Origin of the sequence: Leyella lascolaii (genome assembly GCF_900079775.1) — a bacterium.
Classification (GTDB): domain Bacteria; phylum Bacteroidota; class Bacteroidia; order Bacteroidales; family Bacteroidaceae; genus Prevotella; species Prevotella lascolaii.
Map to the genome: position 1 here is coordinate 349,411 of NZ_LT556049.1, position 16,644 is coordinate 366,054.

General features: G+C 53.1%; 11 protein-coding genes. 7 read left to right on the top strand and 4 right to left on the bottom strand.

Translation table 11 applies throughout. From position 1 onward, the window contains the following. Nucleotides 1–90 precede the first annotated feature (90 nt). Nucleotides 91–2,781: a hybrid sensor histidine kinase/response regulator transcription factor gene (locus tag BN4609_RS11710; RefSeq protein ID WP_241033252.1), complete on the bottom strand. Its 2,691-nt coding sequence runs from the start codon at nt 2,779–2,781 to the stop codon at nt 91–93. 283 nt (nt 2,782–3,064) lie between these two features. Beyond that, nucleotides 3,065–3,637, bottom strand: coding sequence for a flavodoxin (locus BN4609_RS11715; RefSeq protein ID WP_068856830.1), 573 nt, complete (start codon nt 3,635–3,637; stop codon nt 3,065–3,067). A gap of 343 nt (nt 3,638–3,980) precedes the next feature. Between BN4609_RS11715 and BN4609_RS11720 the strand changes: the two genes are divergently transcribed. Both BN4609_RS11720 and BN4609_RS11725 read left to right on the top strand, forming a co-directional pair. Then, nucleotides 3,981–4,208, top strand: a complete 228-nt coding sequence (locus BN4609_RS11720) for a hypothetical protein (protein ID WP_068856831.1) — start codon at nt 3,981–3,983, stop codon at nt 4,206–4,208. A gap of 55 nt (nt 4,209–4,263) precedes the next feature. Beyond that, complete coding sequence (locus tag BN4609_RS11725) at nt 4,264–5,358, top strand: hypothetical protein (protein WP_068856832.1); 1,095 nt, start codon at nt 4,264–4,266, stop codon at nt 5,356–5,358. Nucleotides 5,359–5,838: 480 nt separating this feature from the next. Here the strand turns inward: BN4609_RS11725 and BN4609_RS16625 are convergent, their stop codons facing one another. After that, on the bottom strand, nt 5,839–6,192 hold the full coding sequence (locus BN4609_RS16625; protein WP_164071675.1) for a hypothetical protein: 354 nt from the start codon (nt 6,190–6,192) through the stop codon (nt 5,839–5,841). Nucleotides 6,193–6,690: 498 nt separating this feature from the next. Further along, nucleotides 6,691–7,812: a glycosyltransferase gene (locus BN4609_RS11735; protein WP_068856834.1), complete on the bottom strand. Its 1,122-nt coding sequence runs from the start codon at nt 7,810–7,812 to the stop codon at nt 6,691–6,693. A gap of 406 nt (nt 7,813–8,218) precedes the next feature. Between BN4609_RS11735 and BN4609_RS11740 the strand changes: the two genes are divergently transcribed. The 5 genes from BN4609_RS11740 to BN4609_RS11765 all read left to right on the top strand — a co-directional run bounded on the left by BN4609_RS11740 (nt 8,219) and on the right by BN4609_RS11765 (nt 15,721). Next, complete coding sequence (locus BN4609_RS11740) at nt 8,219–9,196, top strand: hypothetical protein (protein ID WP_164071676.1); 978 nt, start codon at nt 8,219–8,221, stop codon at nt 9,194–9,196. 122 nt (nt 9,197–9,318) lie between these two features. Next, the gene (locus BN4609_RS11745) at nt 9,319–9,939 is read left to right on the top strand and encodes a hypothetical protein (protein WP_068856836.1); all 621 of its coding nucleotides are present in this window, start codon (nt 9,319–9,321) and stop codon (nt 9,937–9,939) included. A 458-nt stretch (nt 9,940–10,397) separates the two neighbouring features. Beyond that, on the top strand, nt 10,398–11,300 hold the full coding sequence (locus tag BN4609_RS11755; protein WP_068856838.1) for a helix-turn-helix domain-containing protein: 903 nt from the start codon (nt 10,398–10,400) through the stop codon (nt 11,298–11,300). 23 nt (nt 11,301–11,323) lie between these two features. Further along, on the top strand, nt 11,324–12,229 hold the full coding sequence (locus BN4609_RS11760) for a helix-turn-helix domain-containing protein (protein ID WP_068856839.1): 906 nt from the start codon (nt 11,324–11,326) through the stop codon (nt 12,227–12,229). Between the two features lie 297 nt (nt 12,230–12,526). Continuing rightward, nucleotides 12,527–15,721, top strand: a complete 3,195-nt coding sequence (locus BN4609_RS11765; RefSeq protein WP_164071677.1) for a choice-of-anchor J domain-containing protein — start codon at nt 12,527–12,529, stop codon at nt 15,719–15,721. The last annotated feature ends 923 nt before the right edge of the window (nt 15,722–16,644 follow it).

The following is a 16,644-nucleotide window of genomic DNA, read 5'->3' on the forward strand; positions in this document are numbered from 1 at the left end:
AAACATGACACCCAATACGAAGAAAGCAGAGGATGCCCGCTGTCTTAGGCGCGTCCTCTGCTTTTCTCATACGCCACGCCGTGCGGCGCGTCATTTGCCGTTGGGCGTATGTCCGAAGTAGTCCTTATAGCATTTGGAGAAATACGACGGTGATGAAAAGCCCACCTCATACGACACTTCCGACACGGTGTATGCGCCGCTCTTCAGCAGTTTGTCCGCACGTCTTAGTCTTGTCATACGTATCAGTTCCACAGGCGTGCTGCCGGTAAGAGCCTTCACCTTGCGGTACATCTGCACGCGGCTCAGCCCCAATTCGGAGCTGAGTGTCTCCACATTGAAATCAGGGTCGGCAAGATGCTCGTTCACCTTTGCACTGAACTCGTTCATGAACTTCCTGTCCATGCTCTCCGGCTGCTCGCCGCCGGTGTCTCCGTGTGCGTATATGCTCTTCAGCCGTCGGCGGCTCTCGATGAGGTTGCGCACCCTTGACGTGAGCACCTTGCCGCTGAACGGCTTCACTATATAGGCGTCAGCTCCGCAGTCGTATCCGTCGGCGCGCTGCGTGTCCATGGCGTTTGCCGTGAGCAGTATGACGGGTATGTGGCTCGTCGCCGTCGTGGTCTTTATACGGCGGCACATCTCCAGCCCGTCCATCTCCGGCATCATGACGTCGCACACGATTATTCCCGGCACTCCGGCGACAGCCTTGTCGAGTCCCTCAAGCCCGTTGGAGGCATAGCTCACGTTGTATCTGTCAGCCAGGAGCGAGCCTATGTATTTTCTCATGTCACCGTTGTCGTCGACCACAAGCACGTCCTCGCGCTCTCCGATGTCCTCAGGACTTGTCATGATGTCGGCGGGGCTTCCGGATGCTGCGGAGGTGTCAGTGCTGTCGATGACGGTGTATTCCTCTGGAATCATGTCGTGCGCCTCTTCTTTCTGTGCAGAGTCCTCCCCGGCAGGAAGTTCCGCCGCAGGAATGGTCACGACAAACTCAGCCCCCTTCCCCTCCTCGCTGCTCACCCTGACGCTGCCGCCGAGCAGACCGGCGAACGAATGGACAAGAGCGAGTCCGATGCCCGTTCCTCCCGAATCTTGCCTCACCTGATAGAACCTGTCGAACACATGGGGCAGCATGGCGGCAGGTATGCCTATTCCGCTGTCAGCCACCGCCAGTGTGAACGAGCCGTCGTCTCCTCCTTTCAGGCTCACGTCTATGCGTCCACCCTCAGGTGTATACTTCAAGGCATTTGACATGAGATTGTAGCATATGCGCTCTATCTTGTTGCGGTCGGTGCATGCCACGAGTGTCTCCGGAGCCGTGACGTCCAACGTTATGCGCTTGCCGCTTGCCATAGACTCGAAGTTTCCCGCCCAGTCACGCAGTGCGGCGGCAAGGTCGAAGCACGAAACCTCGATGCCCATCTTTCCGTTCTGCACCTTGCGCAAGTCGAGAATCTCCCCCACCAGACGCAACATCACGCTCACATTCCTGCGGACGAGCGTCAGCAGACGGCGTTGCTCACCGCTTGTCCCGGCGTCAGCCAGAAGCCGGTCCACCGGGTCGGCTATGAGTGTGAGCGGAGTACGGAACTCGTGGCTCACGTTTGTGAAGAACTGCAGTTTGGCGTTCGCCGTCTCCTCGGCAAGGCGCCGTTTCATTATTATGGTGCGGTAGATGTATATGAAGAACGTTATGAGCAGGGCGATGATGATGGACGAGAGCAGCATGAAGAGCTTCTGATGGTTGTACTGCGCCAGATAGCGGTCCACCTTGCCATGAAGCACCTCAAGCCTTTCGCTCTGCTGCTCCATCTCTTCTGCCTGCATGAGCATGGCTCCCGCATTGTCTGGCGTGACGATGGCGCTCTTCAGATAGTTTTCCTTGCTGTATGGCTTTCCCTGAAGGATGTTCATGGCGAGCTGCATCACAAGGTCTCCGCGCGTGGGATAAAGGTATGAGGCAGCCAATGTGCCGTCCTTCACGCGGTTCATGCCGCCGTCCGGTGTGGACAGGGCGTCCACTCCTACAAATGTGACATCATGTCTTGCGCCGTAGCGCATCATCACCTCGCGCGCTCCGTCAGCCATACGGTCGTTATGTGCGAACACACAGTCGATGTCGGAGGTGTGCGAGAGTATGTCGTTCATGGCATGTCCTCCGCTCGCCCGGGTCCATTCGCCGTGGCTCACACATGCGAGCGTGATGCCGGGATAAGCCTTCAGGGCGTCGGTGAAACCGCGGTGGCGGTCGATGGCAGGCGACGAGTCCTTCAGTCCGGTTATCTCCACCACGCGCCCCCTGCCGCCAAGCTTGGTGGCGATATAATGTCCCATGGTGGTTCCTATGGAATAGTTGTCGGCTCCGATGAATGCGGTGTATTTTGTGGAATTGGTCTTACGGTCGAAATATATCACCGGTATTCCCCTGTCGTAGGCTCGGTCTATCGCCTCAGACACGGTGTGAATCTGGTTCGGCGACACCACGAGCAGGTCTATCCCACTATCCGCCAGACTGTCTATCTGGGCTATCTGCCTCCGGTCGTCGTCGTTGGCGGAAGTGATGCGCAGCTCTACATTGTTGAAGAGATAAGTGCCCATGCGCAGCTCTTCGTTAAGCTTGTCACGCCATATGTCCTCGCTGCACTGCGACACTCCTATGACATATCCCTTCCGCCCGGAGCATCCTGACGCAGAAAAGACAAGTGCCAGGATGAAAAGACAGCCGTACATGGCAGCCGACGGACGGATGTGTATGATGTCAAAAGATTCCTTTTTCATAATTCTTTCATATTTTGACCCGAATCGGTCATTATACTTCCATTCTTATTTCGTGCTGCTGTCAGCCGGATTGTATACTGCTTTATCGAAGATGTAGCGGGCTACATCAAGAAAAAACAGGATACAAGATGACGGCAGCAGTGCGGAAGAAGGATGAAGAGCTGACTATAAACCTTAAATGTATAATCGGCGTTATAATGACCGATTCGGGTTTATATAAGAAAGATGGTATCCTGCAACGGAATAGCGGGTTTTATTCCGGCTCGCCGCACAGCCCCTCCGGTCAGTCTGAGAGCACTGTCCTCACCCACTCAGCCACCTCCTCGCGCGACGCTCCGGCTGCAAACCGCCGTCCCTGTTTCCACTCCGCGCCCGGCGCACTCTTGTGAATCTGTTCCACACTCTTGTCCAACGGGCTTTCAGCCGAGGTGCAGAACGGTATGACGGTCTTGACTCTGAAGTCGGCGCCTTCAAGAAACGACTGTATGATGCGCGGCGCGATGCCCCACCATATGGGATAACCCACGAAAACGATGTCGTATCGGTCGGGTCTCGGAGTGTCACGGAACATCTGCGGGCGCGCCCTCACGTCGTGCTGTTCGCGGTTGCTCCGCGAGGCTGCCGTGCGGTAGTCAAGGTCTCTCCGGCTGCAAGGCAGTACGGGCTCGATGCTCCACACGTCACCGTCAGTGACGCTGGCAATGTGTTCGGCAGCAGCCCTTGTGTTGCCGCTCACAGAGAAATACGCCACAAGCACCTTCTTGCCGCCGCCGTCTCCTATGCATACGGCATCACAGTCCTGTTGCGGCAAGAACACCGCAAGCAGACACGCCATGAGAACAAACACACCTTTCATATAATATACCGGTTTTTATAACTATCCCTGCATTTGGGCATAATGATGCAAATATATAAAATTTATGTTCACGACGGTAGGATTTAATCATATTTTCCAATCTCTTTAACGATACGCCGGAGACACCATGAATGAGTTGAAACCTATGATTTTCAACTATATATAACATCGGTTAAACCCGTAAAGTTATATAATCTTAATATCATATTAAAAAACATACATTAACAAACTTTACCGATTTAAAATTCATAACTTTACCGCGGACAGGCGCGAGTATGTGCATGAGAATGCACTAACGAAGAAACCACGTGTATAAGATTATTACTGTATATTGTAAATTGTTATGAAAGAAAAAACAAAGAAAACTCTTTATGTGCGTCCGGAAATAAAAATGATTCCCATGGACGGCTTTGAACTCATGGCGGCATCGCCTTCAAGCGATGGCATAACGCTCAACTACAGAGACGTGGAAAGCATTGATACGTATACGTTCGACCCTGACAACAAATGGGGAAATGAAGACGGATTTGGCAACAAATTAGGAGACGGGTGGTCTGTTTATTCTTCTTAGTAAACACACGGCATCATTAAAGACAACACATTAACAGAACATAACAGAATCAGACATGAAACTACGACACACACTCATTCCCGCGCTGGCATGCATGTCCTTCATATGGAGCAGCTGCAGCAGCGATTCTGACATAAAGCCGGAACCTAAAACCGGCATGGCGACAATCACTCTTAACCGCCCATCCAAGCTTCAGGCAGCGGTGGCAGCGGCAAAACCGCTCATTGTGGAGGTGCCGTGCAAGAACCACCCTGACGGTCCGAAGCTCTACGTTACGCTCACACCGAGACCGGCACCGAGACGCGCAAGCGTCAGTACACCCAAACCCTCACAGTTCAAACTGTGGTCGGCAACTCTGACAGACCAAAACCTCAACCCTCCCTACAAAGAGGAGACACTCGCCCTGCAAGGCAACAAGGCGACATGGAAGTATGAATGGCCGTCGGGAGCACCGAAGAGCCAGCTGAACCTCGTAGCCGTTACAGACCTGCCGGACGAAATGACTGTCACTCCGAAAACCGACAACAGCAGTAATGTGGAGGCTGAGGTGTCAATCAAAAACGGACAGGTATTGGTGCCGTTGGACGGAAAACCGATACCGTTCTTCGGTATGAGCACCAACATGATGGAGCAGCCGCAGAGCCAATACTCATTCACCATAGACATGGAACCGTTGCTCTATGTGCTGAACATAGACCTTGACGTGTCTGACGCACCGGAACCGCTGAACGAAAAAGGGCGTGAGTTCTGGAAGGTATACATCAATACCCCGCAGAGCAAGTATGATTTCGCAAAATCGTCATATCCCCAATTAAACCTGTACGACCGCATTATGGCAAGTTATGACCAACGCGAAGAAGGTCAGAAAGAAAATATGATATATGATGGGTCCGCAGATATATGGAACTACGACTTCAATGAAAGCACTGCGAACAAACAACTTACTTCTTACTACCTGATGAGCCAGAGAGCCGCCGGAAAGAAGAAGACAACAGTTGGTATATTAGATCCCAGAGGGTTGATTATAAGCTATCTGTTCAGGTCTGACGACATGGAATACAATCAACAATACATGTACGACTTGGGTAATGTAGTATATCAACACAGTAACTTATACGTATTCAATATAAACTTCGGCACAAAGCCATAACAATAAGATTTGCGAGTTTTAGTGCAGACTGTGCCATCGAGCGCAATGGGAGCTTGCTCTCAAATTGCCGGGCGCAGCCTGTTTTTTATAAAATGTGACGGCGTCAGCCTTGTAGAGACGCAAAATCTTGCGTCTCACGAGCAAAAAACGCGGCAATACCAGGAATATAATCGCATTTGTTTATAGCCCATCCTTGCGTCTCACGAGCAAAAAGCGCAGCATTGACAGACATGTTTCGCATCTGTTTATTGCGCATCCTTGCTTGTGAGACGCAAGATTTTGCGTCTCTACTTTTTCATCTGCGCATAACAATATAATGTATTCCCAAAACAAACATGCTTGCATCTGTATGCATTAAGTATGTGCATAATTATTCATTCCCGTCCATCCTCAACTCCGCGAGAGCTTCCTACAGCCGACGGCATAGGCTCACGGACGCGAATACGCGGATTTTGCGTAGTTTGGGTAAGGTGCTGACAATCAAAGGAATGTGTGTTTTTGCGTTGCAAGACGGTGTCTGCCGGGTTTCGGAATAGCCTTTTCGGTGTCGCGATACGGGCTTTCCTGTGGCGTGGGAAAGGCTTTTTTATGGTGCGGAAAGTGCTTTTCTGTGGTGCGGGAGGGTGGTACAGGCATGACGGTTCTGTGAGGGATGTCCGCCGGAGTGGGTTTTATGACGGTGCGGAGGGTATGGAGGTGCATGACCAGACGGTGTGACATACTGCTCGGAACGGTTTTTGTTTTCTCTTTTGAAAGTAAAAAATGTAATGATTTTTTACTGTCCTTATTGCATAAATATTCATTTCCGGCAATGCCGCGCGGCAATGTTTTCATATCCGTATATCCGTCCCGCGCGTTTGTACGACTGTTTTTTGATGCCAAAGAAACATAGCCACGAGCAACACGATGGCAATGAAATGCGCGCAATGATATGGTGAGGATGAATGCGTTTTCCCCTCGGGAGACACAAGATTTTGCGTCTCTACTGGCTGCCGCCATCATTGTAATAAGCAGTAAACATATCCAATTATTCGCAGTCAATATAAAAGTAGAGACGCAAAATCTTGCGTCTCCCGAGGGAAAAGCGCGGCAATGACAGGAATACTCCATCTCAATTTATTGCTCATCCTTGCTTGTGAGACGCAATATTTTGCGTCCCCGCTTTGGTTTGCAACGGATTGTATCGGGGGAAACATGGAAACTTCATGACGCGGCAGCGCGGAAAAGGGAGGAAGGCAGACCAACCGGCATATGTTCATCATCAGCGTCCTGATGAATGATTGGGATTAAATACGCCCGCAGCATCATAAAAACGTCATGGCTTAATGCGGACTAAACACCTCGTGAAGCATCCCTCAACACATCGTTGATGAGTTCCGCCTCACGGCTCTTCGGCAATTGTCCAGCCATATGACGCCGTGCCTCGTCGCCTATGCGGCGCGCGGTGTGAGGCTGTTCGAGCAGCAGAGCCATGTCACGCGCCATTGACATGTAGTCGCCCTCGTCCACAAGCAGCGCGGTGACGTCATGACGTGCGACAAACGGAATGCCGGCATGGCGCGTCGAGATGACAGGCACTCCGGCTGCCATCGCCTCCATCACCGATACGGGAGTGCCCTCGCAGTCGCCGTCGGGAGCCGTCATGGAATGCTGCACATAGGCTGTGGCTCTCTCCAGAAACTGTCCGTGCGCGCTTCTGTCTATCCATCCGGGAAAGCTGACGGCACCGTCTATGCCCAGCAATGCCGCCAGCTGACGGGCAGATTTGAGCAACGGTCCGTCGCCAGCCATCACCAGCCGTGCTTCAGGATGGGTCCGCACAAGCTCCGCAAAGGCAAGAAGCACGGCTTGGGGACTCTTCTTCTCCACGAATCTGCCGCAGAAGAAGAACATCGGTTCGGCAAGCGTGGCGCGAAGCTTATAATAGAACGGTGACGGCAGACAGGGCACGCTCACAACCGGCACGCGGCATCCCATGAGCCGGAGACGCTCTGCAAGGTGGGGCGAGGCGCAGAGCACGCAACGGGCATAGGCAAAGAGACGGGCGTAACGCTCGCGGTAACGGCGCACCACATCGCGCCGCGTGGCGTCCATGCCGTGGAAGAACGGCACCACGGCGACACCGGCATGGCGATAGACCGGCAGCAGGTCGGCAGCCGATGTGCCGAACTCGCTTAGCACAACCGTGGTGTGCCGGTGCCGCAACCACCTCGACAGCAACAGCTGTTCGGCAGTGAGACCATGAAAAGCTCCGCGCCACAGCCTGCGCACCACCCACACTCCGCAGCGCAACATACGCAGCCTGACACCGCGGCGGGCATACCATGAAGGCAGGTCGGTAAGCAGTTCGACGGAGCCGTGCACCAGGGAGGCGTGGCTGTAGATGTAGGATGGGGTCACACGGTGGGGATCAATCACCACCACATGTTGCGTGAGAGACGTGCGTCGTGACATGAGTATGAATTTTAAACGGTTAAGGAGGCATGGGAAGAGAAGCTTCCCGCCTGCAACAAAATTATATAAAAAGACTGACAGGACAAAACAGCGACAACCGTTTACGGACAAAACGATGAAAGAAACCACCCTATCCTCCTGTCTTTCACAGCATCCGCCATGACTGAACCCGCGTTCCGGAGCATTCCGGCATATAAAAAAAATAGACCGGATAACATCCATTTCACACCACAGAGACAGGCATAACGCACATTGTGCACATACACCGGAAAACACCGTTTGCACATTATTACATATATAACTAACTTTGAACAGAAATTGAACGCGAATATGTCGTCGGGCTTTATCCCCATTCCGTGCTGATGACAGACATAACACATCATAACATAAAACAAAACAAACAAGTATGAAAAGTAAAAGTATTCTATCCGGAATGAGCTCCCTGCTGCATTCCGCATCGTTCGTTTTCATGACAATGGCGTGCTGCGCGTGCCTCACATCGTGCGGTGACGACGACGGAGACGGAGGAAGCACCAGCGGAAGCGGCAACCTGCCGTCGACAGGCGACATGGGAATAACCGACCCGGTGGTGGCAATCACAAGTCCGTGGGGCGACGTGGCAAGATTCAACTACACCGACGGAACATTGACATCCGGCGTATCATTGACCGACGGCATCAACTTCACCATCGGCGGAAACCCTCTTGTGATAAAAGGCTCGGCAAACGAGAGCGACGGCGAATCGTATAAACAGACAATCAGCAACATAAGGCAGAACGCAGCCGGAGCAGTGACCTCCGCCACGCTTACCATTGAGGAATCGGGCTACGGAGAGACATACAGGGCATCGGGAAACTTCACGTGCACTTACGACAGCGGCAACAGGCTCATAAAAATGGTGTCTGAGTCGTCAAGTCCGGAATATTCCTACGAGGCTGTCTACACCAACACATGGCAGGACGGCAATCTTATAAAAACGGTGATGACCTATACCGAGAAGGAGACGGAAGAGGGCGAGACGTATGAGTACAACGGATATGAGGAGTACAATTTTGAATATGACGGCGGGAAGAACAACGGCATATACGTCCGCTTCATGGACGACAGCGTGCCCGAATATATATTATACGCCGGACTTATGGGAAAGCCGTCTGAGGATATGATTTCAGCCTACTCCGTGAAATACAGCAAGGACTCGCAGCCCAACAGCGTTACATGCAGCACGGACAAGGACAGCAAGGGCAGAGTGAGCGCGTATTACGAGAACGGCAGCCTGCAATATTCATTCTACTATTCGGACACCGTCAGCCAGATGCAGCAGCAAGGCTCCGCCGCCAAGAGGACTCACGCAAGACGCATGTTCAAGACGCATGCGGAAAAATGACCTCCCTGCCTGCCACCGTCAGCCACCGCGACGCATGACGGCGGCAGGAACAGGATGGGACGGACACGATACACGCACAGGATATAACAACCGTTAAAGTATAAAGCAAAACATATAAAACCATGCTTACAAAAATAAAATACGTTTTATTCGCCGCCGCACTGATATGGGGGAGTCCGGCAAAGGCGCAAAGTTTCCTCGAAAGCCTTCTCGACGGAGTAGCCAAAGGACTGTCGTCTGCCGCCGAACAGGTTCTGCAACAGCAAAGACAGAGCAGCCAGCAGACGAACACCGGCGTGCGCACAACAGACAACATACCGCCAAACTCAATGGTGTGCGCCATATGCAAGGGCACGAAGAAGTGTCCGTGCGGGAACGGAACGCTTACGTTCAAATCAGAGATTACAGGCAAGCCGCTTACCATACAGTGCACCAACTGTCTCGGCACGCTCAAATGCGGAGCATGTAACGGCTGGGGATACGTGCCGCTCAACACCGCGGGCGGAACGTCGGGCGGCACCTCCGTAGGTTCAGGCAGCGGCTCTTCAGGCACCTCAGGCAGCAGTACGTCAGGCTCCAACGTATGCAGACTGTGCGGCGGAACGGGCAAGAAGATTAAGGAGTATTACACAGGTTCTGCCGTGACAGGAAAGACAAAATGGTGTGACACGTGCAACAAAGAGGTGCGCCTTGCACACTATCACGTCACCTGCGACCTTTGCAAAGGCAAGGGCACATACTGAGGAGCGGCGTACTCTGCCTGCCATGACGCGCTGCCGCCGTGCCGCAAGCATTCGCCAAAGGCATGAAGTGACGCTTTTGCCATATATGCATTCAACCAAGTAGAGACGCAAAATCTTGCGTCTCCCGTCCAGCCCATACCAACATGCGCATGCGACAATACGCTGGGAACATACGCATTTCTTCCTCGTGAGACGCAAAATTTTGCGTCTCACGTCCTGCCCATACCAACATGCGCATGCCATAATACGCTGAAAACATATGCGTTCCTTCCTCGGGAGACGCAAGATTTTGCGTCTCTACTTTAGCCGAAAGCGCATGACGCCGCACTGTAAGTACACATTTTACGCTGCTTATAAACTTATTTACGGTTTTTACACGACAGATGTCACACGTAAACGATATTATTATTAAATTTGTGAACGTATACAACTGTCTGAACACAAAACCATTCGCCATTATGAAAGACATCATAAAGATAGACAGCGTGGAGAAATACAACGCACTGTTCGGAGTGGAGACGCTGCATCCGCTCGTAAGCGTAGTGAGCCTTGCGGAGGCAAAGACGCAACCCGTGGGGCGCACCGTATTCAACTACGGGCTGTATGCCCTGTTTCTGAAGAACCTCATGTGCGGTGATATTCTCTACGGACGGCAGACCTACGACTACCAGGAGGGGACGGTGACAAGCTTCGCTCCGGGGCAGGTGGTGGAGACAACGTTCGCCGAAGGGATGAAGCTCGACGCGCTCGGACTGCTCTTCCACCCCGACCTCATAAAGGGCACGTCGCTCGGACAGAACATAAGGCGTTACTCCTTTTTCTCTTATTCGTCCAACGAAGCGTTGCACCTGTCTGACGAAGAGAAAGGCATCTACACCGACTGTCTTGAAAAAATAAAGATGGAAATAAGCCGTCCGGCTGACAAGCACAGCCGCAGGCTCATCTCGCGCAACATCGAACTGCTGCTCGACTACTGCATGCGGTTCTACGAAAGGCAGTTCATCACGCGCTCGCAGAGCAACAAGAGCGTGATAGTGAAGTTCGAGAACCTCCTCGACGACTACTTCCGCGAGCAGCGCACCGTGACAGACGGTCTGCCGACGGTGAAATACTTCGCCGACAAGGTGTTCCTCTCGCCAAACTACTTCGGCGACATGATAAAGAAGGAGACGGGCATAACGGCGCAGGAATACATAAAGTCGAGACTCATAGGCCACGCAAAGGAGCTGATACTGGGAACGGAGAAGACGGTGAACCAGATTTCCATGGAACTGGGATTCCAGTATCCGCAGCACTTCAACCGCATATTCAAGAAAGCCACCGGACTGACACCGAGCGAATACAGAAAAACAACCGTCTGACACACAACACACATTCCGACCGGATGTACACGAAGAGTCACGACTCTGAACATATGTGCGGCAGGCAGCGCGGCTGTCTGCCGGGCGTGAGGATGCAGCATCCGCTCGCCGGCACCGCCGTGCTCACACCCGACAGTCTGAGGAGGATAGACGGAGCGGTGACATCACTTTACACAATCCTGAAGATAAAAAACCGGCGCCGCGGCACCTTGCCGTGCTACGGACACAAGGGATGTGACTTCTCGCATGCCTCACTGCTGTTTTTCCGTCCGGGCGAGCGCATAAGCCTCAACACCGCCACCTACGCCGAGGAAGCCTGCATCGTGGCGTTCGCCAAAGAGCTGGCGGCAGGCAGCGGCATGGAAAGCGACATGGAAGGATACACTTTCTTCGGATACAGGACAGACGAGGCTCTGCACGTGTCGGAGTGTGAGGAGCGCACGCTCGACAGACTGTTCCACGACATCACGGCAGAGCTGGAAACATGCATCGACGACTACAGCTGCAAGATAATAGGCAGGCGCATCGGCATGATGCTCGACTACTGCGGAAGGTTCTACAACAGACAGTTCATCATGCGTGCCGACAGCAACAGGAAAACCGTCAGACAGGCAAGGCACGTCATACACGACTTCTTCACGAAGGAAGCCGACAGGCACGGCGACATGCCGCAGGCTGACTACATAGCGGCGCGCACCGGCACGTCAGAAGCCTATCTGAAAGACATCATAAGGAAAGAGACCGGACTGAGCGTCGGCAGATACACCGAGATGATACGCCTCGACATGGCGCGCGACATGCTCATGCACTCACACAAGACCGACGGTGAGATTGCCTCCGTCCTCAACTTCGGATCAGTCCGCTGCTTCCGTCTCTTCTTCAGCAGGACAACGGGCATGACCACCGAAGAGTGCCGCACGAGCAGCTGACCGCACGGCATACCGGCACGGAACACACGGAACAGCCGCCACATTATTTATACATACAATATTAAAGAAACGATATTCATTACAGCGGAAAAACGTCGTCGCACACCGCACACGCCCCCGGCACAAATGGCGCGACACTTGTAGAAGCGCACGGATTTAACCTTTGTTAACCTGTGTGAGAATAAATTAATGTCATATTTTTGTATATTTGTGCTGTCATTTTGACGAAACAAATACGCACACTATTACAATATGGCATGTTTTTGCCTTAATAACAAATCTTCAAATGTATTTCTTATGAGAAAAGTATTACTTGTATTCACAGCCCTAATCGGATTTATGCTGACCGTTGGGGCGCAGACTCCTTATGAAAGAACCATAGGAACACAGACCGACAATCTGAGAAAACTTAACCGACAGAGCCACTTTCCCAAGAGCGGCAGGGCTGTTACAAAAGCCGCGAAGCCCCTGTACGCCGGAGAAAAACCTGCCAACGCCATAGAGACTCCGTTCTCGCACGACCTCGGGAAAAGCAGCGACGCGATAGACATTGTGAAGCAATACACCTTCATAGACGCCAACAACGACAGCCGCAGCTGGAAGATAGCGGCAATGTCAAGCTACAGCGCGTGCATGCCTCCGAAGGATGAAGGTGTGGAAGAGAGCGACGACTGGCTGGTGTCGGTGCCGGTGCACATGACAGCAGGCGACTACATCGTGTCCTTCGACCTCGGATATATGGGCAGCGGAGCGACGGGCGTGAGGCTCGAGGTGAAGGCGGGGACAGCCCCGACGGTGGAAGGCATGACTACGGAAATAGTGCCGCCGACAGTGTTCGGGACAAAAGACCAGACAAAATATCAGTACAACTGCAAAATAACGGAGGAGGGATATTACTACATCGGAGTGCACAACACCACGACGAAAGCGATGAACGGCACAGTGAAGCTCTTCAACCTGAGCGTGGAGAGCGGCACCGTGGAGCCGTCAGTACCCACAGACCCTCCGGCAGCGGGCACACTCACATGGACGCTCGCACCCAAAGGCGAGCTGAAGGCAGACCTCACCTACACCGCGCCTACAAAGACAAAGACGGGCGCGGAGCTTAAGGAGATAACCAAGGTGGAGATAACCTCGCGATGGGGCGAGGACGTGTTCACCTACGACAACGTGAAGCCCGGAGAGACCATTGAGGTGAAAGACGTGGCGATGAACGCCGGAAGCAACAACTGCATCACAGCCGTGGCTTACACCGGAGAGACAGCCGGAGAGAAGGTGGAGCACAGGAACATATTCTGCGGACCGGACGCTCCGCTCGCACCGCAGAACGTAAGGCTCACCGTGAGCGCCGACTTCAAGTCTGCCGTGCTGTCGTGGGACGCCGTGGGAGAGACGGGCAAGAACGGCGGATACGTCAATCCGGACGAAGTGACATACTACATATTCGACGCCTTCGGCTCATACTACGACCCTGCGATAGCCACAACGGGCGACACATCAATAAAACTGGACTATCCGGACCTCAAGGGACAGGACTTCGTGGCTTATCAGGTGACAGCCGGTTACGGAGAGAATTACTCCGACTACACCAACTCCGCCATCGTGACAATAGGCGAGCCGGACAAGCTGCCTTACACAGAATCGTTCGCAGACTCGCACTTCAAGAACATATGGCTCATCGACCCGCAGTCTGACAACGAAAACCAGATGGCAGGAACGATAGACGACAGCTACTTCCCTTCCATCATCGACCCGGACGACCCGGAGGCTCCCGTACCGCTCACATCGCAGGACGGTGACAACGGTTTCTTCTACTGGCTGCCTTACGAGAAGGATGTGATGTACGGAATGATTTCCGCACGCATCGACATATCGGCTGCGGCGAACCCCGCCCTGGAGTTCTGGTATCAGGGACAGGGCAGCGCGCTGGACGTGCTTGTGTCCGCAGACGACGCTCCTTTCGAGGCTGTGAGGACCATAGACCTGCAGAAGACGCCTACAAAAGAGGGATGGACGCTCGCCACGGTGCCGCTAAACGCATATAAGGACGCCAAAGCCATACAGATAGAACTGAGGCTGCGGGCAATACACAACACCGACGGGACAACATGGAGCGTGCCGCTCGACAACATACGCATACGCGACGTCGTGGACAAAGACCTGCGGCTCGTGGCTGTGGACGTTCCCGACAACGTGAAGCCGGGCGACAAGATTGAGATGAAGGCGCGCGTGGAGAACATAGGAAGCGACATCACCGAAGGGCACATAGAGTGGACCGTAAACGGCAGGAAAGCCGGAACGGCACAGCTGCCGGAGATGGGGCAGAACTCGTTCGCCGACGTGTCGTTCGGGTATGACGTGCCGCTGAACGCCCGGGAGACACTCCTCGTGGCTGCGACGGCAGTGCTCGAAGGTGACGGATGCGCCGAAAACAACACGGCGGAGAAGACTGTAGGCGTGAAGCTGAACGACTATCCCACAGTGACCGACCTTGCATACACCCTGTCGGATACGGGCACGGAGGTGAGCCTCTCATGGTCGGCTCCGTCACTCGACGGCATCACCGACGCCAAGACAGTAAGCGAAGACTTCGAGAACCCCGACTATACACCGATGTCAATAACGGGAGCCGGCAAGTGGACAGTGTACGACGGCGACGGACAGGCGACATACAACATATTCCGCGAGACATACAACCCGTACCAGACACAGCCCATGGCGTTCCAGCTCTTCAACCGCACCGTGGCTCAGGTTCCCGAAATGTATTGGAAGGACGCTGAGCCTCACAGTGGCGAGACATTCATGATGGCTCCAAGCTGTCAGGCAAACAACAACGACAACCGGCTCATTTCGCCGGAGCTTTCGGGCAACGCGCAGACAGTGTCGTTTTGGGCGAAGAGCTGCATGATAACGTGGGGCGAGTCGTTTGAGGTGGCTTATTCCACAACAGGCAACGCTCCCGAGGACTTCACGCATACGGTGGCAGTGGAGAACTATCCTGCCGACGGCATCATACCTGAGGTATGGACAGAATATAAGGTGGCTCTGCCGGAGGGCGCGAAATACTTCGCCATACTCCACAAGACGTACGACACGCTCGCGCTGCTGGTTGACGACGTGACATACGAAGCGGCTCCCGACGTGCCGCAAGACATTTCGCTCATTGGCTATCACGTGTTCTGCAACGACGTACAGCTGACAGACGAGCCGCTGAAGGAGACAACCTACACAGACCGTCCCCAGACAGACAGCTCCGCAGAAGGAGGACAGGAGTTCACATACACCGTCGTGCCGGTATACAACTACGGTCCGGCTCCGGCAAGCAACAGTGTGACCGTGTCGGTAAGCACGGGCATCGACAGCATCAAGGGCGACGGGTCCACCGCAACATACTACAACATCAACGGTGTGCGTGTGAGCGGCAGGAATCTCACTCCGGGCATATACGTAAGAGTGAAAGACGGAAAAGCCTCGAAGATTGCAGTGAGATAACCGTCTCACACACAGGTATCCATATCACCCGTATGTGCGGGATGCCGCTCCGGATGCGGCATCCCGCACTTTTTTTTAACCCGAACAGGTCAATATACTTCATCCGTATTTCATACAGACATCAGTCATCCTGTCCCAAAACTGTCATTATATCTTATCCATATTTCATACTGATGCCTGTCAGACAGACTCCGGATTTCATTGAAGATACGGCGGGCTGCATTTGCAGAAAGCGTAAGCTCAAGCATAACATCCGCTGCCAACAAAAGTAGAGACGCAAAATCTTGCGTCTCACAAGCAAGGAAAGCAATTGATTTCACCGTGTTCATCACATGCGTATATTGCCATGGACTGGACGTGAGACGCAAGATTTTGCGTCTCTACAGGGCTGACGCCATTGAGTATATTAGGAAAAATCAAGGATATTATATGCATTCAACAAAAGTAGAGACGCAAAATCTTGCGTCTCACAAGCAAGGAAAGCATTTGTTCTCAGCGTATTCATCGCATCCGTATATTGCAATGGATTGATCGTGAGACGCAAAATCTTGCGTCTCTACCGGGCATGCGCCGTTGAGCGGGTAATGAAGGAAAGGAAAGTGCGCGGTTGATGCCGGGATGCATGAATATACAGTTCCGGCAGTAAAAAATCTTTACAAAATAAATTCACAAAACAGGAAAGGCAAAGGCACTAAAACCGTATAAAAAGCGCATGCGGACTCGTTCCACCGGTGCTTCAGCCGCTTATGTTGTGCGGAAAAGCCCTTTCCGGCTTTCCAAAACACCGTTCCCGCATGCCGGAACACATTCTCCCGTCACCTCAAAAAGCCCGTTCCGCAATCCCAAAAAGCCTTTCCGGCATGAAGGAAAAATCTTGTCCGTCCCACATATAAGCCTATATCACTGGCTGTCAGGCAAATACA